The organism is Allobosea massiliensis (genome assembly GCF_042655245.1).
Classification (GTDB): domain Bacteria; phylum Pseudomonadota; class Alphaproteobacteria; order Rhizobiales; family Beijerinckiaceae; genus Allobosea; species Allobosea massiliensis.
Map to the genome: position 1 here is coordinate 170,401 of NZ_JBHSLU010000082.1, position 24,166 is coordinate 194,566.

The 24,166-nt window shown below is 66.7% G+C and carries 29 protein-coding genes and 1 tRNA gene; 20 read left to right on the forward strand and 10 right to left on the reverse strand.

Features of this window, described 5'->3' with window-relative positions; genetic code table 11:
- Positions 1–10: 10 nt before the first annotated feature.
- The gene (locus ACFPN9_RS23075) at positions 11–442 is read left to right on the forward strand and encodes a ribbon-helix-helix domain-containing protein (protein WP_377817684.1); all 432 of its coding nucleotides are present in this window, start codon (positions 11–13) and stop codon (positions 440–442) included.
- Positions 443–461: 19 nt separating this feature from the next.
- Here ACFPN9_RS23075 and ACFPN9_RS23080 read toward each other — a convergent pair whose 3' ends face one another.
- Positions 462–1,538: an alkene reductase gene (locus ACFPN9_RS23080; protein ID WP_377817685.1), complete on the reverse strand. Its 1,077-nt coding sequence runs from the start codon at positions 1,536–1,538 to the stop codon at positions 462–464.
- Between the two features lie 308 nt (positions 1,539–1,846).
- Here ACFPN9_RS23080 and trbB point away from each other — a divergent pair, with 308 nt between their 5' ends.
- From trbB to ACFPN9_RS23155, 15 genes are read left to right on the forward strand one after another with little or no spacing between them, the layout of a single operon-like run.
- Positions 1,847–2,842, forward strand: a complete 996-nt coding sequence (gene trbB / locus ACFPN9_RS23085; RefSeq protein WP_377817686.1) for a P-type conjugative transfer ATPase TrbB — start codon at positions 1,847–1,849, stop codon at positions 2,840–2,842.
- Complete coding sequence (locus ACFPN9_RS23090) at positions 2,839–3,171, forward strand: TrbC/VirB2 family type IV secretion system protein (RefSeq protein WP_377817687.1); 333 nt, start codon at positions 2,839–2,841, stop codon at positions 3,169–3,171. The genes trbB and ACFPN9_RS23090 overlap by 4 nt, the downstream gene beginning before the upstream one ends.
- A complete protein-coding gene (locus tag ACFPN9_RS23095; protein WP_377817688.1) occupies positions 3,171–3,452 on the forward strand; it encodes a VirB3 family type IV secretion system protein in 282 nt (93 codons plus the stop codon). Before ACFPN9_RS23090 ends, ACFPN9_RS23095 begins: the two co-directional genes overlap by 1 nt.
- A 15-nt stretch (positions 3,453–3,467) precedes the next feature.
- The gene (gene trbE / locus ACFPN9_RS23100) at positions 3,468–5,942 is read left to right on the forward strand and encodes a conjugal transfer protein TrbE (RefSeq protein ID WP_377817689.1); all 2,475 of its coding nucleotides are present in this window, start codon (positions 3,468–3,470) and stop codon (positions 5,940–5,942) included.
- Entirely contained in the window at positions 5,939–6,706 is a 768-nt protein-coding gene (trbJ, locus tag ACFPN9_RS23105) for a P-type conjugative transfer protein TrbJ (protein WP_377817690.1), read from the forward strand. Before trbE ends, trbJ begins: the two co-directional genes overlap by 4 nt.
- Before the next feature lie 10 nt (positions 6,707–6,716).
- Complete coding sequence (gene trbK-alt, locus ACFPN9_RS23110) at positions 6,717–7,046, forward strand: putative entry exclusion protein TrbK-alt (protein WP_377817691.1); 330 nt, start codon at positions 6,717–6,719, stop codon at positions 7,044–7,046.
- A gap of 1 nt (position 7,047) precedes the next feature.
- The gene (gene trbL, locus ACFPN9_RS23115) at positions 7,048–8,418 is read left to right on the forward strand and encodes a P-type conjugative transfer protein TrbL (RefSeq protein WP_377817692.1); all 1,371 of its coding nucleotides are present in this window, start codon (positions 7,048–7,050) and stop codon (positions 8,416–8,418) included.
- A 2-nt stretch (positions 8,419–8,420) separates the two neighbouring features.
- The gene (trbF, locus tag ACFPN9_RS23120) at positions 8,421–9,104 is read left to right on the forward strand and encodes a conjugal transfer protein TrbF (RefSeq protein ID WP_377817693.1); all 684 of its coding nucleotides are present in this window, start codon (positions 8,421–8,423) and stop codon (positions 9,102–9,104) included.
- Entirely contained in the window at positions 9,101–10,192 is a 1,092-nt protein-coding gene (trbG, locus tag ACFPN9_RS23125) for a P-type conjugative transfer protein TrbG (RefSeq protein WP_377817694.1), read from the forward strand. The genes trbF and trbG overlap by 4 nt, the downstream gene beginning before the upstream one ends.
- Positions 10,189–11,436, forward strand: coding sequence for a TraB/TrbI/VirB10 family type IV secretion system protein (locus ACFPN9_RS23130; protein WP_377817695.1), 1,248 nt, complete (start codon positions 10,189–10,191; stop codon positions 11,434–11,436). The genes trbG and ACFPN9_RS23130 overlap by 4 nt, the downstream gene beginning before the upstream one ends.
- A gap of 1 nt (position 11,437) precedes the next feature.
- Entirely contained in the window at positions 11,438–11,662 is a 225-nt protein-coding gene (locus ACFPN9_RS23135; protein ID WP_377817696.1) for a DUF2274 domain-containing protein, read from the forward strand.
- Positions 11,663–11,676: 14 nt separating this feature from the next.
- The gene (locus ACFPN9_RS23140; RefSeq protein ID WP_377817697.1) at positions 11,677–12,000 is read left to right on the forward strand and encodes a hypothetical protein; all 324 of its coding nucleotides are present in this window, start codon (positions 11,677–11,679) and stop codon (positions 11,998–12,000) included.
- The gene (locus ACFPN9_RS23145; protein ID WP_377817698.1) at positions 11,997–12,350 is read left to right on the forward strand and encodes a toxin-antitoxin system TumE family protein; all 354 of its coding nucleotides are present in this window, start codon (positions 11,997–11,999) and stop codon (positions 12,348–12,350) included. Before ACFPN9_RS23140 ends, ACFPN9_RS23145 begins: the two co-directional genes overlap by 4 nt.
- Complete coding sequence (locus tag ACFPN9_RS23150; protein WP_377817699.1) at positions 12,347–12,736, forward strand: HVO_A0114 family putative DNA-binding protein; 390 nt, start codon at positions 12,347–12,349, stop codon at positions 12,734–12,736. Before ACFPN9_RS23145 ends, ACFPN9_RS23150 begins: the two co-directional genes overlap by 4 nt.
- Positions 12,733–14,391, forward strand: a complete 1,659-nt coding sequence (locus ACFPN9_RS23155; RefSeq protein WP_377817700.1) for a recombinase family protein — start codon at positions 12,733–12,735, stop codon at positions 14,389–14,391. Before ACFPN9_RS23150 ends, ACFPN9_RS23155 begins: the two co-directional genes overlap by 4 nt.
- Here the strand turns inward: ACFPN9_RS23155 and ACFPN9_RS23160 are convergent.
- The 3 genes from ACFPN9_RS23160 to ACFPN9_RS23170 form a co-directional block, all read right to left on the reverse strand.
- Positions 14,362–14,438: transfer RNA gene (locus tag ACFPN9_RS23160), tRNA-Arg, on the reverse strand. The genes ACFPN9_RS23155 and ACFPN9_RS23160 overlap by 30 nt on opposite strands.
- Before the next feature lie 128 nt (positions 14,439–14,566).
- Positions 14,567–14,983, reverse strand: a complete 417-nt coding sequence (locus ACFPN9_RS23165; RefSeq protein WP_197426539.1) for a hypothetical protein — start codon at positions 14,981–14,983, stop codon at positions 14,567–14,569.
- 115 nt (positions 14,984–15,098) lie between these two features.
- The gene (locus tag ACFPN9_RS23170) at positions 15,099–15,758 is read right to left on the reverse strand and encodes a class I SAM-dependent methyltransferase (RefSeq protein ID WP_066717984.1); all 660 of its coding nucleotides are present in this window, start codon (positions 15,756–15,758) and stop codon (positions 15,099–15,101) included.
- A gap of 83 nt (positions 15,759–15,841) precedes the next feature.
- Between ACFPN9_RS23170 and ACFPN9_RS23175 the strand changes: the two genes are divergently transcribed.
- Positions 15,842–16,777: a LysR family transcriptional regulator gene (locus tag ACFPN9_RS23175; protein WP_066717936.1), complete on the forward strand. Its 936-nt coding sequence runs from the start codon at positions 15,842–15,844 to the stop codon at positions 16,775–16,777.
- Between the two features lie 79 nt (positions 16,778–16,856).
- Here the strand turns inward: ACFPN9_RS23175 and ACFPN9_RS23180 are convergent, their stop codons facing one another.
- Entirely contained in the window at positions 16,857–17,471 is a 615-nt protein-coding gene (locus ACFPN9_RS23180; RefSeq protein ID WP_066717939.1) for an SOUL family heme-binding protein, read from the reverse strand.
- 179 nt (positions 17,472–17,650) lie between these two features.
- Here ACFPN9_RS23180 and ACFPN9_RS23185 point away from each other — a divergent pair, with 179 nt between their 5' ends.
- Both ACFPN9_RS23185 and ACFPN9_RS23190 read left to right on the forward strand, forming a co-directional pair.
- Entirely contained in the window at positions 17,651–17,884 is a 234-nt protein-coding gene (locus ACFPN9_RS23185) for a hypothetical protein (protein WP_066717942.1), read from the forward strand.
- 19 nt (positions 17,885–17,903) lie between these two features.
- A complete protein-coding gene (locus tag ACFPN9_RS23190; protein ID WP_066717945.1) occupies positions 17,904–18,434 on the forward strand; it encodes a hypothetical protein in 531 nt (176 codons plus the stop codon).
- Positions 18,435–18,638: 204 nt separating this feature from the next.
- On the opposite strand, the gene ACFPN9_RS23195 is transcribed toward ACFPN9_RS23190, so the two are convergent.
- Positions 18,639–19,043 carry a baeRF12 domain-containing protein gene (locus ACFPN9_RS23195; protein ID WP_066717957.1) on the reverse strand — a complete coding sequence of 135 codons (405 nt, stop codon included), beginning with the start codon at positions 19,041–19,043 and terminating at the stop codon, positions 18,639–18,641.
- 241 nt (positions 19,044–19,284) lie between these two features.
- Between ACFPN9_RS23195 and pgm the strand changes: the two genes are divergently transcribed.
- Positions 19,285–20,934 (forward strand): phosphoglucomutase (alpha-D-glucose-1,6-bisphosphate-dependent), encoded by a 1,650-nt coding sequence (pgm, locus tag ACFPN9_RS23200; protein WP_377817701.1) that lies wholly within the window; start codon positions 19,285–19,287, stop codon positions 20,932–20,934.
- Positions 20,935–20,953: 19 nt separating this feature from the next.
- On the opposite strand, the gene ACFPN9_RS23205 is transcribed toward pgm, so the two are convergent.
- The 4 genes from ACFPN9_RS23205 to ACFPN9_RS23220 all read right to left on the reverse strand — a co-directional run bounded on the left by ACFPN9_RS23205 (position 20,954) and on the right by ACFPN9_RS23220 (position 23,930).
- Positions 20,954–22,159 (reverse strand): coiled-coil domain-containing protein, encoded by a 1,206-nt coding sequence (locus ACFPN9_RS23205; protein WP_377817702.1) that lies wholly within the window; start codon positions 22,157–22,159, stop codon positions 20,954–20,956.
- Between the two features lie 97 nt (positions 22,160–22,256).
- Positions 22,257–22,724 carry a hypothetical protein gene (locus tag ACFPN9_RS23210; RefSeq protein WP_067254326.1) on the reverse strand — a complete coding sequence of 156 codons (468 nt, stop codon included), beginning with the start codon at positions 22,722–22,724 and terminating at the stop codon, positions 22,257–22,259.
- 2 nt (positions 22,725–22,726) lie between these two features.
- Positions 22,727–23,185 (reverse strand): hypothetical protein, encoded by a 459-nt coding sequence (locus ACFPN9_RS23215; protein WP_066717975.1) that lies wholly within the window; start codon positions 23,183–23,185, stop codon positions 22,727–22,729.
- The gene (locus ACFPN9_RS23220) at positions 23,169–23,930 is read right to left on the reverse strand and encodes a hypothetical protein (RefSeq protein ID WP_066717978.1); all 762 of its coding nucleotides are present in this window, start codon (positions 23,928–23,930) and stop codon (positions 23,169–23,171) included. Before ACFPN9_RS23220 ends, ACFPN9_RS23215 begins: the two co-directional genes overlap by 17 nt.
- Positions 23,931–24,166 lie beyond the last annotated feature (236 nt).

Here is a 24,166-nt window from a genome sequence, read left to right on the forward strand (position 1 = left end):
GAGCGACGTCATGCAGATCAAGACCCGCATGAACGTCTATTTCGATCCCGATCTCCTGAAGAAGGTCGAAGCGCTGGCGCTACGTCGCAATATCTCCAAATCCGCCGTGATCGAAGCCGCCGTCGCGTCCTTTCTGTCGGCTGATGCTTCCGAGCGGCTGGAGGCGGTGTTCGCGCGGCGAATGGACCGGATCAGCCGGCAGATCGATGGAATGGACGAAGACCTCGCCATCCTCGGTGAAACGCTATCGCTCTTCATTCGCTTTTGGATGACCGTCACCCCACCATTGCCAGACAGCGCGCATCCATCGGCGCGCGCAAAGGGTGCCGAGCGGTTCGAGGGGTTCCTGCAATCGCTCGGCCGAAAGCTCGCAACCGGAGACAGGTTCTTGAGGGAGCGATCACGCGAGATTAGCAAAAATCCGAACACCACCTCAGAATAGATTTGTCGATGCTGTTACTCTATGGCGCAGGGGCGCTTTCGTAATCGACATATCCGCTCGCGCCACCCATATAAAAATAATCTGAATTTGGCTCTGACAGCGGAATGTTCTCAATAAATCTATGAATCAAATCTGGATTTGCTATGAATGGGCTACCAAAGGCAACAAGGTCGGCTCGTCCATTTTTGATTGCATTCTCTGCGCTAATTTTGCTGTAGCCATTATTGGCAATATAATTCCCACGATAGCGAGATCGAATTTCACTGTAGTCCAGCGGCTCCACGCTGCCCGACATGTCGCCCTCTAGGATATGGAGATAACCAAGCGCCCGATTGGAAAGCTGTTCGGTAAAGTAGCAAAAATGACCCATGGGATCGGAATCACTCATGGAGTTAAAAGCATTCTGCGGTGAGAGGCGAACGCCGACGGCTTCGGCTCCCCAAATTGGAATTACTGCATCAAGGACTTCGTTGAGAAGTCGCATTCGACCCTGCTGATTGCCACCATATGCGTCTGATCGCAGGTTAGTCCCGTCCCTCAAAAACTGATCGATGAGGTATCCGTTTGCACCGTGGACTTCGATGCCATCGAAACCAGCTATGCGGGCAAATCTGGCGGCGCATTCGAACTGTGAAATGACACTCGGTATTTCACTTAATTCAAGCGGACGTGGCGGCACAAAGTCCTTCAAACCGGAATAGGTATAGACTTGCCCTGATGGGAGAATTTTGGACGGCGCTACGGGTGCGGCGCTATTTGGCTGATAGTCTGGATGAGATATCCGACCACAATGCTGTAGCTGTAGGAAGATGATACCCCCCTCAGCATGAACAGCCTCGACAATTTTTTTCCATCCTGATGCTTGGCTCTCTGTATAGATGCCTGGCGTAAATGGATACCCTGTCCCTTGAGCGGAAATTGGTGAAGATTCGGCGATAATAAGTCCGGCTGTTGATCTTTGCCTGTAATATTCAACCATTAAGTCGGTGGGTACACCGGCTTCATCTGCTCTATTTCTGGTCATAGGTGCCATGACGACGCGGTTGCGGAGGTGGATGTTACCCAATCGGAGCGGGCTAAAAAGTGTAGGAGACATGGAAGCTATCCTGAGAAAACGAGAAAAGATGATTCGGACAAATGTCCTAGAGACGCAGTAGGTCAATTGTCCTACAGCGTCAAGCCCATTTGGCTGGTTGATTCGTCTTGCGACCGACCAGACCCGCCAAGCCCAACAAAGGTGTTCTAAGTAACCCAACAGCGAATATTCAATCCCGCCGATTGCCGCCGATTAGCACCGATGCCCGCAAGGTATTCGATAGTTGTTGAACTGGCCTAGTTTCCGGCTCTTTTAATCATCCCCGGTCGGGGACCGTTTGATTTCTCCCCGGCACACACGGGGATTAAATGGCGGCTTCACATCACAACTCTGAAGGCTGGGCGCGCGGTGCGCGGATGCTGCGCACCGCGCTCGGCCCGGCAATCGCGCGGTTCCTTGAAGACGCCGCCGTCGTCGAGGTGATGCTGAACCCCGACGGGCGCATCTGGATCGACCGGCTGTCCGAAGGACTGTCCGACACCGGCGAGCGGCTCTCGCCGGCCGATGGCGAACGCATCGTGCGCCTGGTCGCGCACCATGTCGGCGCCGAGGTCCATGCCGGCGCCCCGCGCGTCTCGGCGGAACTGCCCGAGACGGGAGAGCGGTTCGAGGGGCTTCTACCTCCCGTCGTTGCGGCCCCGGCCTTCGCCATCCGCAAGCCCGCCGTCGCCGTGTTCACCCTCGACGATTATGTCGCGGCCGGCATCATGTCGGCAGCGCAGGCAGAGGCGTTGCGTCAGGGCGTCGCGTCTCGCGCGAACATCCTCGTCGCCGGCGGCACCTCTACCGGCAAGACAACGCTCACCAACGCCTTGCTCGCCGAGGTCGCGAAGACGTCCGATCGCGTCGTCATCATCGAAGATACGCGCGAGCTGCAATGCGCCGCGCCGAACCTCGTCGCCATGCGCACCAAGGATGGCGTCGCCTCGCTCTCCGATCTCGTCCGCTCATCGCTTCGCCTGCGCCCCGACCGCATCCCGGTCGGTGAGGTGCGCGGGTCGGAAGCCCTCGACCTGTTGAAGGCATGGGGCACGGGCCATCCCGGCGGCGTCGGCACCATCCACGCGGGTTCCGCCATCGGTGCGCTCCGGCGGATGGAACAGCTCATCCAGGAAGCGGTCGTCACCGTCCCGCGCGCGCTGATCGCCGAGACGATCGATCTCGTCGCCGTGCTCGCCGGTCGCGGCTCCAGGCGCCGCCTCGCCGAACTCGCCCGCGTCGAGGGTCTCGGTCCGGACGGCGATTACCGCGTCACCGCCCTCGATCCCGTTTCTCCCCAGCCCGAAGAAGGAAGCCTCTCATGATGCCTGTTGTTTCTCGTGTGCGCCGCCGCCTCGCTGCGTCGGCTTCCGTTGCCGTCCTCGGTTTGATGACGGTCGCGCCCGCCCATGCCTCCGGCTCGTCGATGCCGTGGGAACAGCCGCTGCAACAGATCCTGCAATCGATCGAAGGCCCGGTCGCCAAGATCGTTGCGGTCATCATCATCATCGCCACGGGCCTCGCGCTCGCCTTCGGCGATACCTCGGGCGGTTTCCGCCGCCTGATCCAGATCGTGTTCGGCCTCTCCATCGCGTTCGCGGCTAGCTCGTTCTTCCTGTCGTTCTTCTCATTCAGCGGCGGGGCGCTCGTCTGATGGCCGCTGTCGTCGAACAGGTCGGAGAGATTCCCGGCTACACGGTCCCGCTGCACCGGGCGCTGTCCGAGCCGATCCTGCTCGGCGGCGCGCCGCGCGCCATCGCGATCATGAACGGCACGCTGGCGGGCGCGATCGGTCTGGGGCTTCGCCTCTGGCTGGTCGGCCTCGCCATCTGGGCGGTCGGCCATGTCGCCGCCGTCTGGGCGGCAAAGCGCGATCCGATGTTCGTCGATGTGGTGCGCCGCCATCTGCGCATCCCCGCGCATCTCTCGGTTTGAGCGAGGGCCGCGCCGATGATGAACCTCGCCGAATATCGCAACAAGAATAGCCGGCTCGCCGATTTCCTGCCCTGGGTGGCGCTGATCGGCGAAGGCGTCGTGCTCAATAAGGACGGCTCGTTCCAGCGCACGGCGCGCTTTCGCGGGCCGGACCTCGACAGCGCCGTGCCCGCCGAATTGGTCGCCGTCGCCGGCCGTCTCAACAACGCCTTCCGTCGCCTCGGCTCGGGCTGGGCGATCTTCGTCGAGGCGCAACGCCACGTCTCGAACCGCTATCCCGAAAGCACCTTTCCGGATTCGGCGTCGGCGCTTGTCGATGCCGAGCGCAAGGCCGACTTCGAGGAAGCCGGCGCGCATTTCGAGTCCAGCTACTTCCTGACCTTCGCCTATCTGCCGCCGGCGGAAGACGCCGCCCGCGCCGAAAGCTGGCTCTACGAGGGCCGCGACCAGCGGGGCCTCGATCCCCGCGAGGCGCTGACCGGCTTCGCCGATCGCACCGACCGCATCCTGCGTCTGGTCGAAGCCTTCATGCCGGAATGCGTCTGGCTCGATGATGTGGAGACGCTGACCTATCTGCACGCCTGCGTCTCGACCAAGCGGCACCGCGTCCGCGTGCCGGAAACGCCGATGTATCTCGACGCGCTGCTCGCCGATCAGCCGCTGACCGGCGGGCTGGAACCCCGGCTCGGCAACCAGCACATCCGCGTGCTGACCGTCACCGGCTTTCCGACCGCGACGACGCCCGGCCTGCTCGACGAGCTAAACCGGCTCGCCTTTCCCTATCGCTGGTCCACCCGCGCAATCCTGCTCGACAAGACCGACGCGACCAAGCTGCTGACCAAAATCCGTCGCCAGTGGTTCGCCAAGCGCAAGTCGATCGCCGCGATCCTCAAGGAGGTGATGACCAACGAGGCGTCCGCCCTCGTGGACACCGACGCCTCGAACAAGGCGGCGGACGCCGATCTCGCGTTGCAGGAACTCGGCGCTGACTATGCCGGCATCGCCTATGTCACCGCGACGGTGACGGTGTGGGACGCAGATCCCCGCGCCGCCGACGAAAAGCTTCGCCTCGTCGAGAAGGTGATCCAGGGCCGCGATTTCACGGCGATGCCCGAAACCATCAACGCGGTGGACGCCTGGCTCGGCAGCTTGCCGGGCCACGTTTACGCCAATGTCCGGCAGCCGCCGATCTCGACGCTCAATCTCGCCCACATGATACCCCTTTCAGCGGTGTGGGCGGGGCCGGAACGGGACGAGCATTTTGCAGCACCCCCGCTGCTGTTCGGCAAGACCGAAGGCTCGACCCCGTTCCGGTTTTCCCTTCACGTCGGCGATGTCGGCCATACGCTGATCGTCGGCCCGACCGGCGCGGGCAAGTCCGTGCTGCTGGCGCTGATGGCGCTTCAGTTCCGCCGTTACGTCGGCGCGCAAGTGTTCGCCTTCGATTTCGGCGGCTCGATCCGGGCGGCGGCGCTCGCCATGCGCGGCGACTGGCACGATCTCGGCGGCGGCCTCACCGAGGGCAGCGCCGCCAGCGTGTCGCTGCAACCGCTCGCCCGCGTCGATGATACGGCCGAACGCGCCTGGGCCGCCGACTGGATCGTGGCGATCCTCACGCGCGAGAGCGTGCCGATCAGCCCGGAGGTGAAGGAGCACATCTGGACGGCGCTGACCTCGCTCGCCTCCGCGCCGGTCGAGGAGCGCACCATCACCGGCCTTTGCGTGCTGTTGCAGTCGAACGACCTGAAACAGGCGCTTCGGCCATACTGCATCGGCGGCGCGTGGGGCCGATTGCTCGACGCCGAGAGCGAGCATCTCGGCACGGCCACCGTGCAAGCCTTCGAGACCGAAGGGCTGATTGGCACCGAAGCCGCGCCTGCCGTGCTCGCCTATCTCTTCCACCGCATCGAGGACCGGCTCGACGGATCGCCCACCCTCATCATCGTCGATGAAGGCTGGCTCGCCCTCGATGACGAGGGTTTCGCCGGCCAACTCCGGGAATGGCTGAAGACGCTGCGCAAGAAGAACGCCAGCGTCATCTTCGCCACGCAGAGCCTCTCGGACATCGACGGCAGTCCAATCGCGCCCGCCATCATCGAGAGCTGCCAGACCCGGCTTCTACTGCCGAACGAGCGCGCGATCGAGCCGCAGATCACCGCCATCTACCGCCGCTTCGGTCTCAACGACCGGCAGATCGAGATCGTCGCGCGGGCCATGCCCAAACGCGACTATTACTGCCAGTCGCGGCGCGGCAACCGGCTGTTCGAGCTGGGCCTATCCGAGGTGGCGCTGACGCTCTGCGCCGCGTCCTCGCGCCAGCATCAGCAGCTCATCGCCGAGGTCCATGCCCGCTCGGGCACCAATGGCTTTCTCTACGAATGGCTCTGCGAAAACAGCCTCGCCTGGGCGGCCGACATGATCGCCGACCTCACCAACGTCATCCCGCAAACCCGCGTCCCATCCACCCCCAGCCCGGAGATCACGTCATGATTCCTGCCCGTTCCCGCATCCGCGCCCGGCGTTTCGCCTTGGCGCTCCTCGCCGCGCCCATGGCGCTCGCGCCGATGTTGGCGACGCCGGCCCATGCGCAATGGGTGGTGTTCGATCCGTCGAACTATGCCCAGAACGTGCTCACCGCCGCACGTAGTCTCCAGCAGATCACCAACCAGATCACCAGCCTGCAAAATCAGGCGCAGATGCTCATCAATCAGGCCCGCAATCTCGCGAACCTGCCGTTCTCCTCGCTACAGCAGTTGCAGCAGTCGGTCCAAAAGACCCAGCAGCTCCTGAACCAGGCGCAGAACATCGCCTATAACGTCCAGTCGATCGATCAGGCGTTCCAGAGCAAATACGCCAATGTCTCGATGTCGGCGTCGGACGCGCAACTCATCGCCGACGCCAAGACCCGCTGGCAGAACACGGTCGGCGGCTTGCAGGACGCCATGCGCACGCAGGCCACCGTCGTCGGCAATCTCTCGACCAACTCGACGCAGATGTCGGCGCTGGTCGGGGCCAGCCAGTCGGCGACCGGCGCGCTTCAGGCGACGCAGGCCGGCAACCAGCTTCTCGCCCTTCAGGCGCAGCAGCTCGCCGATCTGACCGCCGTCGTCGCCGCCAATGGTCGGGCGCAGGCGCTGCAATCGGCGGAACAGGCCGCCGCCGCCGCGCAGGGACAGGAACAGCGCCGTCGCTTCCTGACGCCGGGCACGGGCTATCAGCCCGGCAACGCGCAGATGTTCTACGGCAGCAATTGAGGGCGGCGTGATGGACGGCAAGACCCTCGCGCGCATCGGCGCCATCGTATTCGTCGCCTTCGCCATCGTCGCGGCGGTGATCGACATGAATCGTCCCGACGCCCTTCAGGCCGATTTCACAATGCCGGGGCCTGCAATAATCGCGCGCGATCCGCTCGATGCGGAACTCGCACGATGCAGCGGCCTCGGCGAAGCCGGGCCGCGCGATCCGTCCTGCCTGAAGGCGTGGGCCGAGAACCGCCGCCGGTTCCTGGGCCAGCCCGGCGCCGCCATCGCGCCGACGGCGCCGGGCGATACCCCCGCGAGCGTTCCCGCGCCCGCCATGAGCGGAGCGCGCTGACATGGGCAGCACCGGCGTCATCGACCAGTTTCTCGCGGTCTTCACCCGCTACATCGACGGCGGCTTCGGCCTGTTGCGCGGCGAGGTCGGCTTCATCGCCTCGACCCTCATCGTCATCGACGTCACGCTGGCCGCACTGTTCTGGTCCTGGGGCGCCGATGACGACATCATCGCCCGCCTCGTCAAGAAGACGCTGTTCGTCGGCGTCTTCGCCTACCTCATTTCCAACTGGAACAATCTCGCCCGGATCATCTTCGAGAGCTTCGCCGGCCTCGGCCTGAAGGCGTCGGGCACTGGCTTCACCACCTCGCAACTCATGCAACCCGGCCAGGTCGCGCAGACCGGCCTCGACGCCGGCCGCCCGTTGCTCGATTCCATCTCGAACCTGATGGGCTACTGGTCCTTCTTCGAGAACTTCATCCAGATCGCCTGCATGTTGTTCGCCTGGGCGCTGGTGCTGCTCGCTTTCTTCGTCCTCGCGATCCAGCTCTTCGTCACCCTGATCGAGTTCAAGCTGACGACGCTCGCCGGCTTCGTGCTGATCCCCTTCGGCCTGTTCGGCAAATCCGCCTTCATGGCCGAACGGGTGCTTGGCAATGTCATCTCCTCCGGCATCAAGGTGCTGGTGCTCGCCGTCATCATCGGCATCGGCTCGACCCTGTTCTCGCAGTTCACCGCGGGCTTCGGCGGCGCGACGCCGAGCATCGATCAGGCGATGGCGATCGTGCTCGCGGCGCTATCGCTGCTCGGCCTCGGCATCTTCGGTCCCGGCATAGCCAATGGCCTCGTCTCCGGCGGCCCGCAGCTCGGCGCGGGCGCGGCGATCGGCACGGGTCTCGCCGCCGGCGGCATGGTCGCGGCAGGCGCGGCCACTGTCGGCGCTGTCGCATCCGGCGGCGCGGCGCTCGCGGGTGGCGCAGCAGCCGCCGCGCGTGGAGGCGCCGCACTCGCCGGCGGAGCCTCCACCGCCTACAGCCTTGGAGCGGCCGGCCAGTCCGGTGCGTCGGGCGTCGCCTCCGGCCTTGGCGGCGTCGCCAACGCCGGCGCGCAGGCCGCCATCTCTCCCTTGAAGCGCGCCGCATCGCGGGCCGCCGACAGTCTCAAATCCAGCTATCAGGCCGGCAGCCGCGCCGCGTTCGAGACCACGGGCGGCTCATCGACCGCCGGCACGGTCGGCGGCGATGCCGCCGAGGCCGACGCCGCCGCGTCCGCCGCACCCCCTTCATCCGCCACTGACGGACCTCCCGCCTGGGCGCAGCGCATGAAGCGCTCTCAAACGATGACCCACGGCGTTCAGGCCGCCGCCCATGCCGTGCGCAGCGGCGACAGCCACGGCGGCGGCTCCTCCGTCAACCTCTCCGAAAGCGACTGACCATGTTCAAACGACCATCGACCCATTACGGCAAATCCCCGCAGCCCGAGACGCCCTATCAGCGCGCCGCGCAAGTCTGGGACGAACGCATCGGCTCCGCCCGCGTGCAGGCGAAAAACTGGCGGCTGATGGCCTTCGGTTCGCTCGCCCTTTCAGCAGGGCTGTCCGCCGCGCTGGTTTGGCAATCGGCCAATGGCTCGATCGTGCCGTGGGTGGTGCAGGTCGATAAGCTCGGCCAGGCGCAGGCCGTCGCACCGGCGACCACCGACTATCAGCCGAACGATCCGCAGATCGCCTTCTACCTCGCGCGTTTCATCGAGGAGGTGCGCGGCATCCCGGCCGATCCGATCATCGTGCGGCAGAACTGGCTCCGCGCCTACGACTTCACCACGCAGGGCGGCGCGCTGGCGCTCAACGATTACGCCCGCGCCAACGATCCCTTCGCCAATGTCGGCAAGGTCCAGATCGCCATCGAAATCTCCAGCGTCATCCGCGCCTCGCCGTCGAGCTTCCGCGTCGCCTGGATCGAGCGCCGCTATCAGGACGGCTCGCTCAGTTCCACCGAACGCTGGTCCGCGATCCTCACCGTCGCCGTGCAGCCGCCGCGCGACGCCGATCGGCTCCGGAAGAACCCGCTCGGAATCTACATCAACGCCATCAACTGGTCGAAGGAGCTTGGACAATGACACCCGCCCTCCGCAAAGCCGCCCCTCGGAGAGTGGGATTGTCGGCTTTCCTCAATCCCGTCGTTGCAGGGTTCCGCTTCGGCGGTTCTCAGATTTTCCGTAAATCCGGTTTACCGGCTTTGCTGATCTGCACTACGACGCTCGCCGGCTGCGCGACCTTCGAGAAGCCTCCGGAAATCTCCTATGATAACGAGCTGCCCGCCGTGCAGGCGTCCGACCCGCCCGCGCCGGTCAGGGTGGTGGAGCTGCCGAAGCCGCTGCCTCTTCCCGGCCAGTTGAAGCCGGTCGGCAAGGATGCGAGGCCCGAGCCGGAAGCCGCCGACCCGACCGTGCGCGTCAATCAAGCCAACGCCGCCGCCCGCGTGCAGCCGGTGCGCAACGGCTTCATCAACTCGATGCAGGTCTATCCCTTCGTCGATGGCGCGCTCTATCAGGTCTATTCCTCGCCGGGCCAAATCACCGACATCGCACTTCAGCCTGGCGAAACCCTCGTCGGCTCCGGTCCCGTCGCCGCCGGCGACACCGTGCGCTGGATCATCGGCGACACCGAGAGCGGCACGAGCACGGGCAAGCAGGTCCATATCCTCGTCAAGCCAACGCGGCCGGAGCTGATGACCAATCTCGTCATCAACACCGACCGGCGCACCTATCACATGGAACTGCGCTCGACCGAGAAGACCTATATGGCCTCGGTCTCCTGGCAATATCCGCAGGACCAGCTCATCGCGTTGCGTCGCCAGAACGTCGAGGCGCAAGCCGCGCAGCCCGTTTCCTCCGGCATCGACCTGGCGAAGGTCAATTTCCGCTACGAGGTCTCTGGCGACCGTGCGCCGTGGAAACCTTTGCGCGCCTTCGACGACGGCAAGCAGGTCTTCATCGAGTTCCCGCGTGGCATCGGCCAGGGCGAAATGCCGCCGTTGTTCGTCGTCGGCCCCGAGGGCGACACTTCCGAACTGGTGAACTACCGCGTGCGCGGCAACTATATGATCGTCGATCGCCTCTTCGCCGCCGCCGAGCTGCGCTTCGGCGCGGCGAAGGACCAGAAGCGCGTCCGCATCTCCCGGACTGACGGGAGGCCGGCATCGTGAGCGAGATCGACCCCGGAAAGGAAGAAAGGAAGCAGCCGGAGGCCCCGCGTCCGCCGGAGGCAGCGGATGACGCCCGGCCGCTGACCGGCGAGCCGGCCGCGACCATGCGGCTGCGGCCAGAGCCGCCGCGCGTCACCCGGCTGTCGCGCAAGGCGCTCGCCGGGATCGCGCTGGTGACGAGCGTCGGCCTTGGCGGCGCGCTGATCTATGCGCTTCAGACCCGTCATGGCGGCAATCAGGGTCAGGAACTCTACTCCACCGACAACCGCACGACGCCGGACGGACTCGCCAATCTGCCGAAGGATTATTCGGGCGTGCCCAAGCTCGGGCCGCCCCTGCCTGGTGATCTCGGCCGCCCGATCCTGAATGCGCAGAATGCCGGCCAGGCCGTGCCCGTCCCGCCGATGGCGATGCCGAATCCCGGCATCAGTCAGCAAGAACAGCGCCGGCTTCAGGAGACAGAATCCGCACGCACCGCGCGGCTGTTCTCGTCCACCGAGACCCGGCCGGCGAGCAACCCGACGACAGCGACCGCCACGCCGGTTCCGCAGACCGATCTCGCCAGCCTCGGCCTCGCGCCGCAGCCATCGACGCCCTCGGCGCAGGACCGCCAGCTCGCCTTCCTCAATCAGACGCCCGACAAGCGCACCGTCTCGCCCGATCGCGTCGCCGCGCCCGCGTCGGCCAACGTGCTTCAGGCCGGGGCGGTGATTGCCGCCGCGCTCATCACCGGCATCCGCTCCGATCTGCCCGGCCAGATCACCGCGCAGGTGACGGAGAACATCTATGACAGCCCCACCGGCAAGATCCTGCTCATCCCGCAGGGCACCCGCGTCGTCGGTCAGTATGACGCCGGCGTCGGCTTCGGCCAGCGCCGCGTGCTCTTGGTCTGGAATCGGCTGATCTTCCCCAACGGCCGCTCGATCGTGCTCGAACGCCAGCCCGGCGCCGACGCCGAAGGCTATGCCGGCCTGGAGGATGGCGTCGATTACCATTGGGGCGAGCTGTTCAAGGCGGCCGCGCTGTCCACGATTCTGAGTGTCGGCGCGGAAGCCGGAACCAGTCAGAACGAAAACAGCCTCGTCCAGGCGCTCCGTCAGGGCGCGTCGAACAGCGTCAGCCAGACTGGCCAGCAGATCGTCAGCCGCCAGCTCAACATCGCGCCGACGCTGACCATCCGGCCAGGCTTCCCCGTCCGTGTGATCGTTACGCGCGATCTCGTCCTCGAACCCTATGGAGGCTGACATGGCGAGGCTGAAGCTCGGCCCGATCGCCGACGACAAGCCCGTGAAGGTCGCGGTGGAGCTGCCCGTCAGCCTCCATCGTGACCTGATCGCCTATGCCGAAATCCTCGGCCGTGAGGCCGGGCAACCTGCCGCCGATCCCGTCCGCCTGATCGTGCCCATGCTGGAGCGGTTCATTGCAACGGATCGGGGCTTTGCGAAGGCGCGGCGCGCCAGCGGGCGATGACGAGAGGGGATGTCATGGGCGCCTCTCCGAAAAGTCCTCGTAAAAGACGGCCTCGCATTCCGGCGCCGATGATCCTTCCCGACAATCTCTACGATTACGTCCATGACGATCCACGACGCGGCCGAGCACCTCGCGCCTCTGGCCGCGATGATAGCGATGACCAGAAACTGCTTGTCGTTGACGACTGGTCGGATCGCATCCCTGTGACAGAAGCCGAAGTCGATGTCTTCGAGCGCTATTTCGGGGAATTGCTCGACCGCCTATTCTGCCCGACCGATCCACCGCCGCGGACAAAAGCCTTGCAGGAGTTAACATCTGATGTTAACTATGGGGCATGAGCGAGGATCGTGACCCGAGCCTCGACACGCTGCTGGACCTTCACGGTCAAGTTCTCGTCGTCGATCACGAGGGCGGTCATTGGGTGAAGTTTGTCGTCACCCGTATTCCGGTTTCACCGGAAAAGCCGCACGGCCTTGATTACTCGCTCACGCTTCACGGGCCTTCGGGCGAACGGCTGGTCGGGTTCGACAATGCCCATCCGGTCGGCCGAGGTAAACGCGGCGAGCCGATGGATCATCGTCATCGCCTTCAGACCGTGAAGCCCTACGCCTACGAGAATGCGGCCATGCTGCTGGCCGACTTCTGGCAGGCGGTGGACGCGGTTTTGAAGGAGCGAGGCGTACTATGACCACCCTGAAAGTCGGGATTGCCGACTATGACGAGATGAAGGCCAGGACGATGCGGATCGCGCGCGGCGAGGAAAAGCCCGCGTCCGACGATCCGAAGGTGTGGTTCACCTCGACGGAATCCTTCGCGCAGGTGCTGTCCAGCGGCAATCGGGAGCTGCTGCGTGTCATAGACCAACAGTCGCCGCGCTCGCTGGACGAGCTGGCGCGCATCACCGGGCGCGCCAAATCCAGTCTGTCCCGCACGCTCAAGACCATGGCGACCTATGGCCTTGTCCGCATGGAACGCGGCGAAGGTTTGAAGATGGTGCCGAAGGTGCTGTGCGACTGCGTGGCGCTGGAATTGCCATTACTCGAACGACGCGAAGCGAAGGGAGGCCAACCATGAATATGCAATCGCCCTCCATCGCCCAGCGCGCCGCTCTCTACCTTCGCGTCTCGACCGCTCGGCAGGCCGAGCACGACATCTCCATTCCCGACCAGCGCAAACAGGGCGAAGCCTATTGCGCAACGCGCGGCTACCAACTCGTCGAGACCTTCGTCGAAGCCGGCGCGACCGCAACCAATGATCGTCGCCCGGAGTTCCAGCGCATGATCGAGGCGGGCACCACCAAACCCGCGCCCTTCGATGTCGTCGTGGTCCATAGTTTCTCGCGTTTCTTCCGCGATCATTTCGAGCTGGAGTTCTACGTCCGCAAGCTCGCGAAGAATGGCGTCAAGCTTGTCTCCATCACGCAGGAGATGGGCGACGACCCCATGCACGTCATGATGCGGCAGATCATGGCCCTCTTCGACGAATACCAGTCGAAGGAAAATGCCAAGCATGTCTTGCGTGCCATGAACGAGAATGCGCGACAGGGCTTTTGGAATGGTGCGCTACCGCCGATCGGCTATCGCATCGTTGCGGCCGAGCAGCGCGGTTCCAAGACCAAGAAGAAGCTGGAGATCGATCCGCTGCACGCCGATACGGTGCGGCTAATCTATCGTCTTTTCCTCGAAGGAGACGGCGCGAAGGGGCCGATGGGCGTCAAGGCTATCGCAACCTACCTCAACGAGAGCCGTATCTTCACCCGCGACGGCGGGCGCTGGGGCCTCGCACAAATCCATGCAATTCTGACCCGCACGACCTATATCGGCGAGCACAGGTTCAACACGCGCTCGCACAAAAATCGCGAGAAGAAGCCCGAGAACGAGATCGCAATCATGGCGGTGCCGCCGCTGATCGAGCGCGATACGTTTGATGCGGTGCAGGCGCGCTTAAAATCCCGCAATCCCATGGTAGTGCCCGCGCGCGTCAGCAGCGGCCCGACGCTTCTCACTGGCATCTGCTTCTGTGCGAAGTGCGGCGGTGCGATGACGCTGCGCACTGGCAAAGGCAGCGCCGGCGGCATGTATCGCTATTACACCTGCTCGACGAAGGCGCGGCAGGGCAAGACAGGGTGCGAAGGTCGCTCGATCCCGATGGACAAGCTCGATGATCTCGTCGCGGACCATCTTGAAAAGCGGCTGCTTCAGCCGGAACGGCTGGCGACCATTCTATCCAACCTACTCGACCGCCGTCAGGAGCGAATCGAGCGACGCCGCGAACATCTCGCAGAACTGAACCGACGAATCACGGAAACCGACCAGCGACTCAACCGGCTCTATGACGCGATCGAAGCGGGTGTGGCTGCCCTGGATGATGCTGGATTAAAAGAGCGGATCGCAAACCTGAAAGCGATCAGAAACCAAGCCACCGCAGATGCCGAACGCACCCAAGCGACCCTTGATGGCTCGGGCAGCAACGGGATTACTCCCACCATGATCGGCACACTGTCTGTCGCTGCGCGCGAAAGCCTGCGGATGGAAGGGGGTGGCTATCGGCGGGATCACCTGCGCGCGTTCGCCCAGCGAATCGAGGTCGCAGATGACGAAGTTCGCATCATGGGATCGCAATCGGACCTTCTGCAAAGCCTCGTCGCAGCTTCAAGCGTAGAATCGGCGGCGAACGGCGTTCGCAGTTCTGTTCTGAAATGGCGCGCCCGACACGATTCGAACGTGTGACCTTTGCCTTCGGAGGGCAACGCTCTATCCAGCTGAGCTACGGGCGCAATCCGTGCATGGTGGATAGCCGATCGCGCGGCGCGGGGCAACGAGGGAATTGCGACGGGGCGGGGGCTGCCCGAGGCGCGCCGCGCTCGTGGCCTGGACGGTCGCGCGGCGCTCGGGATGGAAAGCCTCAGCCGCGCGCCGCCGAGACGACCCTGCAGAGATAGCCGCGAATGGTTGCGGCATCGGCCAGTTGGCCGGCCTGGATCATGAAGACCGCGTCCACCCGCGTGCCGTTGCCCGTCTTGCGTGCCGACACGCGAAGGGTCTGGGGGCGGCCAGACCCGGAGGTCTCCTGAAAGGCCGTCAGTGCCCCAGCGGAGCGGTCGACGCCGACGCGGATGAAGCCCTCGGCGAGCATCGCGCTGCGCAGATTGTCGAGGGCCCGGTCCCGGTTGACGCCGGCGAAGATCTGCGAGGTTCGGAAATTCAGCGCGGTGAGCATCGGCGTGCCCTCGACGCGGAAATTCCCTTCGCAGCTCTGGGCCAGGATGGGCGTGGCGCCCAAGCACAGCATCAGGGTCGTCACCGACAGCATGGTCTTCATCGGGGTTGGTCCTCCTCGGTGTGATGAACGGGATGCGACAGGACATGTCGCTCGAGCGGGCCGACGGCCTGTCGGAGCCATGGCGAGGCCGCCGGGGCCGCGGGGCGGGTGGCGCTCACGGGCCCGGCTTTCGTGCGGCCAGGAACACGCGGAAATCCGTCCGGCCCGATCCATGGCGCGTGCGATCGATGATCGAGAAGCCGCCGGCGGTGACTTCGCGGGTCAGTTCATCGGCCGTGAAGAACGACAGCGACGGTGCCTTGCCGATATACTGCATCAGGGGGATGGCGAGGCGGATGACCGCATTCATCTCGGACAGGCAGGGTGTCTTGGTGATGAACAGCCCGCCCGGCTTCAGGGCCCGCGCGACGGACTCCAGCAGGCGTGGCCGGTCCGCGATCAGGTGCAGGAGATTGAAGGCCAGCACCGCGTCGAAAGACGCGTCCGGCCTGGGCGGGTCGCACCCGTTCGCGACAGTGAACGTCGCGTTCGGGCAGGCGGCCGCGGCCTTGCGCGCCTCGGCGATGGCGATCATCTCGTGCGAGACGTCCGTCCCGGTGATGTGGCCGATCGAAGGCGCCAGCCGCAGCGCTGTCTCGCCGGTTCCGCAGCCTAGCTCCAGAACCCGATCCCCGGCGCTCAGCAGATCCAGCGTCGAGGACAGGGTGCGCTCATAGCCGGCGGGATCCTTGATCGCGCTTCGTGAATAGGCCCGCGCCGCCCGGTTCCAGAACGCGGCATCGGGATCGTCTTCAGGCTCTCGTCGGGTTGGCATGCCAGGCTCCATCAGCCCCTCTCATCGCACAGGCTGCAATATTTGGATTTCACCGATTTCAGAGATGCGATATTCATACATGCATGGATGGCATCGATTGGAACTGGGTGCGGGCCTTTCGAGCCACGGCCGAAGCGGGGTCCTTGTCCGCGGCGTCGCGCCAACTCGGTCTGAGCCAGCCGACCTTGTCGCGGCAGGTGGCCGCCCTTGAGGAACAGCTCGCCGTCACCCTGTTCGAGCGGGTCGGGAAAAGGCTGATCCTGACGGCTGGAGGGGCCGGCATGCTGGAGCACGCCCGCCAGATGGCTGCCGCGGCGGAGGCGCTCGCACTTGGCGCCGCGGGCCAGGCATCCGAGCTGGCGGGCCTCGTCCGCCTGTCGGTCACGGATGCGGTCGCGACGCATGTCATGCCCGGCATCGTCGAGCGCCTGCGCGAGGAGGTGCCCCAGGTTACCGTCGTGGTCATCGCGACCGATGCGCTCAGCGATCTCAGGCGACGCGAGGCCGACATCGCCATCCGCCATGTCCGCCCCACGGAGCCGGAACTGATCGGCCGTCTGATCGGGGAACTGGCCGCGCATCTTTATGCCTCAGACGCGTGGATCGCGCGTCACGGCTTGCCGCGGGCGGCCGCCGATCTGGTCGGCGCGACAGTCCTGGCCTTCGACCCGGTCGAGCAGTTCGTCGGCCACATGGAGCTCCAGGGGATCCGGCTCGGGCCGGAGCAGTGCTCCGTGGTGTCGAACAGCGCGTCGGCGCTCTGGGAGATGACCCATCGGGGGATCGGCGTCGGCGTCGTCCTCGACATCGCGGCGGCGCGCATGCCGGGGCTGAGAAAGCTCTTGCCGGAGCTGTCGCGCGTCCCGGTGCCGCTCTGGCTGGTGACACATCGAGAGCTGCAGACCAGTCGCCGCATCCGTCTGGTCTACGACGTCGTCGCCGATGAACTGCGCCGGCTGGTCGTGTCGGGCGCGGACCCCAACCGCGAGCGGGAGCCCCCTGGCGCGTCGCCCGGGTGACCGCGGCCCGTCCAACGGCCGTGAGGCCATGCTGTCTGTGCGTCTGCCTGCGAGGAGGACCGTTCTGGCTGTTCTGGCCCTACGGCCCCTCGACCTCGAACAGCACCTCGTTGCGCCGCAGCGGGCCGGGCGTCCAGGGGTCGTTGTAATAGGCATAGGTCGCCTCGCCCCGGATCGCGATCCCCGCTTTCGCCAGCCAGGCCCGCAGCTCCGCCTCCTTCTCCGCGATCAGCGCGTCGGTGGCGACGCCGGAGAAGCGGATCGCGGCGCGCCGCGCCGCCGGCAGCTCCAGCAGGCGCACATCCTCGCCCGCCGCCTTCGGCAAGGTCTCGAGCGTGTATTTCGACGGCATCACGAAGCGCACCAGCCAGCTCTGCGCCGCGGGTTGCGCCGGCGTCTGCGTCACCGGGGCGGTCATGCTGATGCTGTCGCCGGGCCGGTTCTTCGCGAAGATATAGGCCGCGAGCGGCGCGAAGCCGGCGCGCACCGCCGTCTGCCGGTCGCCCTGCCGCGTCACCTCCGCCACGCGCAGCGCCGGATAGTCGCGGATCTCGATGGCCCCGTCCTGCCGGACCGACACGTATGTCGGCTGCTCGATCGTGCTCATCACATAGATCCAGATCCCGATCGCGACCGCCGCCAGCGCGGCGACGAGCCCAAGCCCCCCGAGCGCCAGCATCTTGAACGTTCCCATGACCTGGTCCGCATCGGAGGGGCGCGCCCGCCGGCCGGCAGCGCTTCGCTCCGCGGCAGCCTAGCACGGGCGCTGCCCGGCCGGCGCCCGCCACGACGTCGCGCCACGTCCCCTTGCAGGCTTGCCTGCGCGCCGCGGCGCGGACATCCTGTCACGGAGACGCGCGGGAGAGCGATGCGATGGCGGCGAGCGATGCGGAAACGGCCCGGCTGGCGCTCGACGTCTTCGCCCATTTCGAGACCGAGCCCGGCGAATGGCTCGCCGCCGGCAATCTGCTCTCGATCGCGGCGATGAATGGATGGGACACCAAGGCGGTGATGGCGAGCTATGAGCACGGCAAGGCGCTGGGCTGGTTCGAGGACGGGCCGAACGGCACGGTCACGATCACCCCGGCCGGCCACGCGCGGCTCTGAGGCGCCGCCACCGGCCAGGATGCCGAAGCTCGCCGCCATTCCCCCCGCGATCCGCCGCGCCGCCTGCGCCGCCCACGAGGCGGGGCACATCGTCGTCGGCTGGCATCATGGCCGCGCCATCACCCATGCCTGGCTGCGCCCGCCGCAGGGCGTCTCCGGCGAGACCTGTTTCGAGCCCTATCGCCGGGGCTTCGATGCCAGGAGCGCGCAGGACCGAAAGCGCGCCGAGATCGAGATCACCATCCTCGCCGCCGGCCATTGCGGCGAGATGCTCTACTGGAACGAGCCGGCGGGATTGAAATGGTATCCGGGCGCGATCGAATCCCATGCCGACGACCTCGCCCAGATGCAGCCCTTTCTCGCCTTGCTGCAGCCGGAGCAGGCGGAGCCGCTGCGGGCCCGCTGCGAAAGGGCCGCGACCGCGATCCTCTATCGGCCGGCGGTGCGCGCCGCCCATGCGGCGATCGCGGCGCGGCTCGATGCACAGGGTCGCATCGGCCGCGACGAGGTCGAGGCGGCGATGCAGGGGGCGGGGCTGACCCGCGACTGAAGAGGGTCGCGTTGTGTTGCAACCAGCCGGTCATTCCGGGGCTTCGCGCAGCGAAGAGCCCGGAATCCATGAACACCGGAGCGGCCCAAGGGCAACGGGGTTCCCCCATAATCTGCCGTGGTGTTCATGGGTTCCGGGCTCGGGCCTGACGGCCCGCCCCGGAATGACGGCCTGTTTCCGAGGGAGTGGGACCGCCCGCGAGGGCTAATGCCCGCGCAGCGCGCCGAGAAGCTCCGGCCCGCTCTTGCCGATCAGGTTCTTGGGCAGTTCGGCGACCAGCGCGGCCTCGAGCTGCTTGTGGTAATGGCGCCGCATCTCGCCGAGCGTTCGCGGCGAGGCGATCACGACGAGATGGCTGATCTTGTGCCCGGTGACCTGATGGTTGAGCCAGGCGGTCGCCGCCGCCGCATGGGCGTCCTCGTCGATCTGGTGCCCGGTCGGGTTGGCGGAGCTGGAATCGCGCCCGCCGCCGCCGGCCCTGTTGTGCTCGTCGAGATGGGGCGAGGGCAGGGCGGCCAGCGCCGGCTCGGCCTCGTTGCCGCTGTTGCGGAAGAGCGCGAACTGCTGGCCGTCGACGACGGCGATCACGGCACCATGGGGGAGTTGCATTGACGAATCCTCGGCTGGGTCTGGCCCGTTGCCCCGGGACCGGAGCCCCCGGGGACCTGCAGGGCTGTGATCGTCAAACGCCGCCGCCGCCGCATTGATCCCGATCAAGCGGCCCGCGCCGCGCGGGCGACGGGCGCTCGCGGCTGCCCCAACTTTGCCCGGCCGGGAACGGATGCTTCACTCTCGCGTCCTAAGACCGCTCGTCCTAGAACCGGCGCAGACCCTTCGCTGAGGAATCCCGATGTCGTCCACGATCAGCCCGCTCGCGGGCAAGCCGCTCGACCCCAGCCTTCTGGTCGATCTCGCCCGGCTCGGCCAGGCCTATTTCGAGCGGCCCAATCCGGCCGATCCGGCCCAGCGCGTCGCCTTCGGCACCTCGGGCCATCGCGGCTCCTCGCTGCTGCGCTCCTTCAACGAGGCCCATATCCTCGCCATCTCCCAGGCGATCTGCCTCTATCGGCGGGAGCAGGGCATCGACGGCCCGCTCTTCCTCGGCATCGACACCCATGCCCTGTCGCGCCCGGCCTTCGAGACCGCGCTGGAGGTCTTCGCCGCCAATGGCGTGACCACGCTGGTCGATGAGGATCTGCGCTTCACGCCGACGCCGGTGATCTCGCACGCCATCATCGGCCATAACCGCGGGCGCAAGACCGGTCTGGCCGACGGCGTGGTGATCTCGCCCTCGCACAACCCGCCGGCCGATGGCGGCTTCAAGTACAACCCGCCCCATGGCGGCCCGGCCGACACCGACGCCACCGGCTGGATCGAGCGCAAGGCCAATGCGCTGATCGAGGCCGGGCTCGATGGCGTCTCGCGCATCCCCTATGCGCGGGCGCTCGCCTCCGACCATGTCCGCCGCCATGGCTTCCGCGAGGCCTATGTCGCCGAGCTCGGCAGTGTCCTCGACATGGAGGCGATCCGCAGCGCCGGCGTCGCCATCGGCATCGATCCGCTCGGCGGGGCGGGCCTCGACTATTACGCCCCGATCATCGAGCGCTACCGCCTGAACGCGACCATCGTGGACCAGACGCTCGACCCGACCTTCGCCTTCATGCCGGCGGATTGGGACGGCAAGATCCGTATGGACTGCTCTTCGCCCTATGCGATGACCGGGCTGATTGCGATGAAGGACCGCTTCGACGTCGCCTTCGCCAACGACACCGACGCCGACCGCCACGGCATCGTCAGCCGCAGCGGCGGGCTGATGAACCCGAACCATTATCTCGCGGTGGCGATCGACTATCTCTTCCGCAACCGCGCCGGCTGGCGGGCGGACGCCGCCATCGGCAAGACCATCGTCAGCAGCGCCGTCATCGACCGCGTCGCGGCGCGGCTCGGCCGGCGTCTGGTCGAGGTGCCGGTCGGCTTCAAATGGTTCGTCGAGGGCCTCTCCGACGGCAGCTTCGGCTTCGGCGGCGAGGAGAGCGCCGGCGCCTCCTTCCTGCGCCTCGACGGCACGAGCTGGAGCACGGATAAGGACGGGCTGATCCTCGGCCTGCTCGCCGCGGAGATCACCGCGAAGACGGGCTCCGACCCCGGCGAGCGCTATGCCGCGATCACGAAGGATCTGGGCGAGCCGCTCTATGCCCGCACCGACGCGCCCGCGACACGCGAGCAGAAGGCGGTGCTGAAGAACCTGTCGCAGGCCCAGCTCGGCACCGACACGCTCGCCGGCGAACCCATCACCGCCGTCCTCAACGCGGCGCCGGGCAATGGCGCGGCGATCGGCGGCGTCAAGGTCGTCACGGGCGAGGGCTGGTTCTGCGCCCGCCCCTCGGGCACGGAGGAGGTCTACAAGATCTACGCTGAGAGCTTCCGCGACGCCGGCCATCTCGCCCGCATCCAGGAGGAGGCGCAGGCCGTCATCGCGCGGGCCTTCGCGGCGGCCTGACCGGCCGGGGCGGAACGGGCTACTCGCCCGCGGCGCGGCGGGCCGGCGGCTCGCCGTCCTCGGCCTCCTCGGCGCCGGTGGCGAGCCGGTGGCGCGACATCGCCTCGATCAGCTGGCGGTTGGAGTGCTCCAGCGTGCCGACATGGTCGATGTGGTGGCGCAGATCGGCGCGCAGCTGCTGGTTCACCCCGGTCAGGAAATCGGCTTTGGACTGCAGGGCCGAGAGCTTGATCTCGAGATCGTAGACGGTCTTGTCGCGCTGGCCGAGATCCTCGACCAGCCGGCGTTCGCGCTCGGCGGCCGCCGCGGCCTGGGCCTCCAGCTCCTTGATCGTCTGCAGCGCCGTGGCGATGCGCGTCTGCGCCTGGCCGGCGGCCTCATTGGCGGCCTCGCGCTCGCCGCTCATCTTCTCCGCCAGCGCCGCGATGTCCCGCTGCAGGCGGCTGTTCTCGCCGGTGGCGGCGACGAGGTCGGAGCGCAGCATCGCCACCTCGCGCGCCAGGTTCTGCGCCGCGGCGGATTTCTCGAGCAGCTTCTGGTCGACGACCTGGCGCTCCTCGGAGAGGCGCTGGATGCGCGAATCAGCCCGCGAGAGCCGCTGCATCAGCGCGTTCACCTCGCTCTGCAGCTTGGCGTGCTCGGCTTCCAGCGCGGCGAGTGCCGCCTGGTTGTGGTCGAGCGCGGCGCGGCTGCGATGCAGCTCCTCCTCGTAGCGCATCGCCAGCGGCCGATAATGGCCGATCTCGCTCTGCAGCCCGGCGATCTCGCGCTCCTGGCGGGTGCAGACGCTGCTCAGCTCCTCGATCTGCGCGGCCTGATCCTGCGAGGTCTGGATGAACTTGGGCAGGATCTGCTGCATCGTCGCGGTGCGCGTCATCAGCAGGTCGAGCTGGACCGACCAGTTCGAGATCTTGGCGAATTCGGCCTGGAGTTCGTTGGACTGCTCGCTGATGGCGGTCATCAGTTGGCCGACCTCATGCGAGCTGCCGGGCTTCGGCGGCGGCGGTGCGAGGGGCGCGATCGGATCGCCCGGCTCGTTGGCGGCGGTCTCGGGCACGGGGAAGGCGGGAGCCGGCGGCGGCTCCTGCGCCTCGCTCCGCCCCCCGATGAGACGCCTCAGACTTGCACCGATCATCGAAGCCACCCCACCCACCTTGCCCTTCTCGACGCAGGGCACGCCGCCTTCAAAAGGCCCGGCGATGGCGCTTTCCGGGCTGCAGTTCAAGGCGCTACGCCAGCAGAGGACGGGCCGGGCCGCAAGGCAACATCGCAGTGGCTGTCCCTGCGAGTTGCAAACAACTTCTTTGGCGCGAACGCGGCCGTCAGCCGGCCCGCGGCACACCCCCGGCCTGTCGCAGCCTGAGCTCGAGCATATAGGCCCGCTGCACCGCCTCGCGTTCGCGCAGCAGCGCCTTCTCCAGCACCCCCTGTTGCGTCTGCAGAACCTCGTTGGCGCGGCTCAGTGTCGCTTCCGCCTTCTGGGCGCGCTGGCTGAGTTCGTCCTTCTCCTGCGCGAGCGCCGCGATCTGCTGCTGCAGCTTGACCTTCTCGCGCTCGGCGTCCTCGAGCGAGCCGCGCGCCTTGTGCAGAATGTCGAGCAATTGCAGCTGCATCGATTCGAAGGCGGCGCCCGCTCCTTCGACCAGCGCCAGCGTGTCCTGCGGGTGCGGCCGGCCGGTCAGGCGGCGTGCCAGCGGGCGCGGCGGCGGCGCAGGCCCGCGCTCCGGCGTCTCCCGGCCAGCGGGAGACCGCAGCATGGCGCGGCTGAGGCTGGGCGCGTTCGGGTTCACGGTCACTCGCGCGGTTGGGCGCGATTGGCCGGCGAGAAGGAGGTGGTGACGGCGTCGTGCAGCCGGGCGAGCCAGCCTTCGGCTTCCAGCGCGCGCGCCTCGGCCTGGCGGGCCCGCTCCTCGGACCGCCACAGCATCTCGTTGGCGGTGGCGATCTGCGCCTCGAGCTCGCGCATGTTCACCGCCGCCTGCGCGATGGTCTGCTGCAGCCGCTCCTCGAGCTGGGCGTAGCGCAGATTGCTGATCCGGATCGCCTCGCTCGTCTCCTCGATCAGGGCGAGCGCGGAGGGCCAGTCCCGCTGCGGCTGGGGCGGGGTTGCCGGCCGCGCGGGCTCCGCCGGCGCGACGGCCGCCGCGGGGAAGGCGGCGATCTTGTCGGAGGCGTTGAGGAACTGTTCCGAGGTCGGCAGGCTCTGGCGCAGGGTGGTGACGGTGGCGAGATCGCTAACGGCAGGCTGCATGGCTTTGCTCCGTGAGAGCCGGAAGGGCAGGCGGCATGGGCCCGTCCTCTCCGAGGGTGAATGGGGCAGAGAAATCGGCGCGGACGGGCGGCAATGGGATCGTGCAGGGAAGCGAAGAGGCCGCGAGCAGCTGGTCCTGCAGTGCCCGGCGGTTGGCGCGGGCGAGATCCAGCGCGCGCTGGAGCAGCAGCTTGTCGCGGCGCTCGCCCTGCAGCGTGTCTTCGAGCCGAAGGCATTCACGCTGCAGCGCGTCGGTGGCCCAGGCATGCTGCGCCCGGGCGGCGCGAAGTTCGCTTTCGGCGGTGGCGCCGGCCCCGTCGAGCCGGGCGATTTCCGCCAGGCGATCGGCAAGGGCGGCATCGAGCGCCGCGATCCGGCTCGCCTGTCTGGCCTTCTCGATCGACGCCTCGTGCAGGGCCTCCTTCAGCCGCCCGATCTCGGCGGCCGCCGCCTGCCTCTGGCGGTCGGATTGCGCGGTCGCGTCCCGCTGCTGTTCGAGGGCGCGCTCGGTGGCGGCGAGCGCCGCCCGCGCCTGCCGCAGATGCAGCCGCTCCGCCTCGATCAGCGTCTCCATGGCCGCAAGCCGGCCCAGAGCCGCTTCGAGCCGCAATTCGAGGAAACTCTGCTGGGCTGCGACCAGCCGCCGGGCCGAGGCGGCCTCATCGTCGGCCACTCCGCCGGCCGCCGCCACGCGCGCCGGCGTGCCCAGCCAGTCCTGCGAGTCGGCGAGAGGGAGCGCGGTCAAGTGGTGGCCTCGAAGAGTGCGCCTGTGGAGCTTGGGGAACGCCGACACGAATCAATCGCTCAACTTAGCTACTCTTAACGAATCGTATCAATCCGAGATTTCGCCACAGCGACGCCCTAGCGCTCGCCACGCCGATTTTCTTGGGGATGCGGGCGTCAAGCCATCCCGGAACAGTGGCGCGATGCGCCGGCCGGGCTTGTCGTGGCGGGCTTTCCGGCCGACCCATGACGGATCGG

Excerpts from the sequence above, each read along its gene's own strand:
- ACFPN9_RS23075 (WP_377817684.1), top strand. The coding sequence starts at position 11 with ATGCAGATCAAGACCCGCATGAACGTCTATTTCGATCCCGATCTCCTG.
- ACFPN9_RS23080 (WP_377817685.1), bottom strand. The coding sequence starts at position 1,538 with ATGTCTCCTACACTTTTTAGCCCGCTCCGATTGGGTAACATCCACCTC.
- trbB (WP_377817686.1), top strand. The coding sequence starts at position 1,847 with ATGGCGGCTTCACATCACAACTCTGAAGGCTGGGCGCGCGGTGCGCGG.
- ACFPN9_RS23090 (WP_377817687.1), top strand. The coding sequence starts at position 2,839 with ATGATGCCTGTTGTTTCTCGTGTGCGCCGCCGCCTCGCTGCGTCGGCT.
- ACFPN9_RS23095 (WP_377817688.1), top strand. The coding sequence starts at position 3,171 with ATGGCCGCTGTCGTCGAACAGGTCGGAGAGATTCCCGGCTACACGGTC.
- trbE (WP_377817689.1), top strand. The coding sequence starts at position 3,468 with ATGATGAACCTCGCCGAATATCGCAACAAGAATAGCCGGCTCGCCGAT.
- trbJ (WP_377817690.1), top strand. The coding sequence starts at position 5,939 with ATGATTCCTGCCCGTTCCCGCATCCGCGCCCGGCGTTTCGCCTTGGCG.
- trbK-alt (WP_377817691.1), top strand. The coding sequence starts at position 6,717 with ATGGACGGCAAGACCCTCGCGCGCATCGGCGCCATCGTATTCGTCGCC.
- trbL (WP_377817692.1), top strand. The coding sequence starts at position 7,048 with ATGGGCAGCACCGGCGTCATCGACCAGTTTCTCGCGGTCTTCACCCGC.
- trbF (WP_377817693.1), top strand. The coding sequence starts at position 8,421 with ATGTTCAAACGACCATCGACCCATTACGGCAAATCCCCGCAGCCCGAG.
- trbG (WP_377817694.1), top strand. The coding sequence starts at position 9,101 with ATGACACCCGCCCTCCGCAAAGCCGCCCCTCGGAGAGTGGGATTGTCG.
- ACFPN9_RS23135 (WP_377817696.1), top strand. The coding sequence starts at position 11,438 with ATGGCGAGGCTGAAGCTCGGCCCGATCGCCGACGACAAGCCCGTGAAG.
- ACFPN9_RS23140 (WP_377817697.1), top strand. The coding sequence starts at position 11,677 with ATGGGCGCCTCTCCGAAAAGTCCTCGTAAAAGACGGCCTCGCATTCCG.
- ACFPN9_RS23145 (WP_377817698.1), top strand. The coding sequence starts at position 11,997 with ATGAGCGAGGATCGTGACCCGAGCCTCGACACGCTGCTGGACCTTCAC.
- ACFPN9_RS23150 (WP_377817699.1), top strand. The coding sequence starts at position 12,347 with ATGACCACCCTGAAAGTCGGGATTGCCGACTATGACGAGATGAAGGCC.
- ACFPN9_RS23155 (WP_377817700.1), top strand. The coding sequence starts at position 12,733 with ATGAATATGCAATCGCCCTCCATCGCCCAGCGCGCCGCTCTCTACCTT.
- ACFPN9_RS23165 (WP_197426539.1), bottom strand. The coding sequence starts at position 14,983 with ATGAAGACCATGCTGTCGGTGACGACCCTGATGCTGTGCTTGGGCGCC.
- ACFPN9_RS23170 (WP_066717984.1), bottom strand. The coding sequence starts at position 15,758 with ATGCCAACCCGACGAGAGCCTGAAGACGATCCCGATGCCGCGTTCTGG.
- ACFPN9_RS23175 (WP_066717936.1), top strand. The coding sequence starts at position 15,842 with ATGGATGGCATCGATTGGAACTGGGTGCGGGCCTTTCGAGCCACGGCC.
- ACFPN9_RS23180 (WP_066717939.1), bottom strand. The coding sequence starts at position 17,471 with ATGGGAACGTTCAAGATGCTGGCGCTCGGGGGGCTTGGGCTCGTCGCC.
- ACFPN9_RS23185 (WP_066717942.1), top strand. The coding sequence starts at position 17,651 with ATGGCGGCGAGCGATGCGGAAACGGCCCGGCTGGCGCTCGACGTCTTC.
- ACFPN9_RS23190 (WP_066717945.1), top strand. The coding sequence starts at position 17,904 with ATGCCGAAGCTCGCCGCCATTCCCCCCGCGATCCGCCGCGCCGCCTGC.
- ACFPN9_RS23195 (WP_066717957.1), bottom strand. The coding sequence starts at position 19,043 with ATGCAACTCCCCCATGGTGCCGTGATCGCCGTCGTCGACGGCCAGCAG.
- pgm (WP_377817701.1), top strand. The coding sequence starts at position 19,285 with ATGTCGTCCACGATCAGCCCGCTCGCGGGCAAGCCGCTCGACCCCAGC.
- ACFPN9_RS23215 (WP_066717975.1), bottom strand. The coding sequence starts at position 23,185 with ATGCAGCCTGCCGTTAGCGATCTCGCCACCGTCACCACCCTGCGCCAG.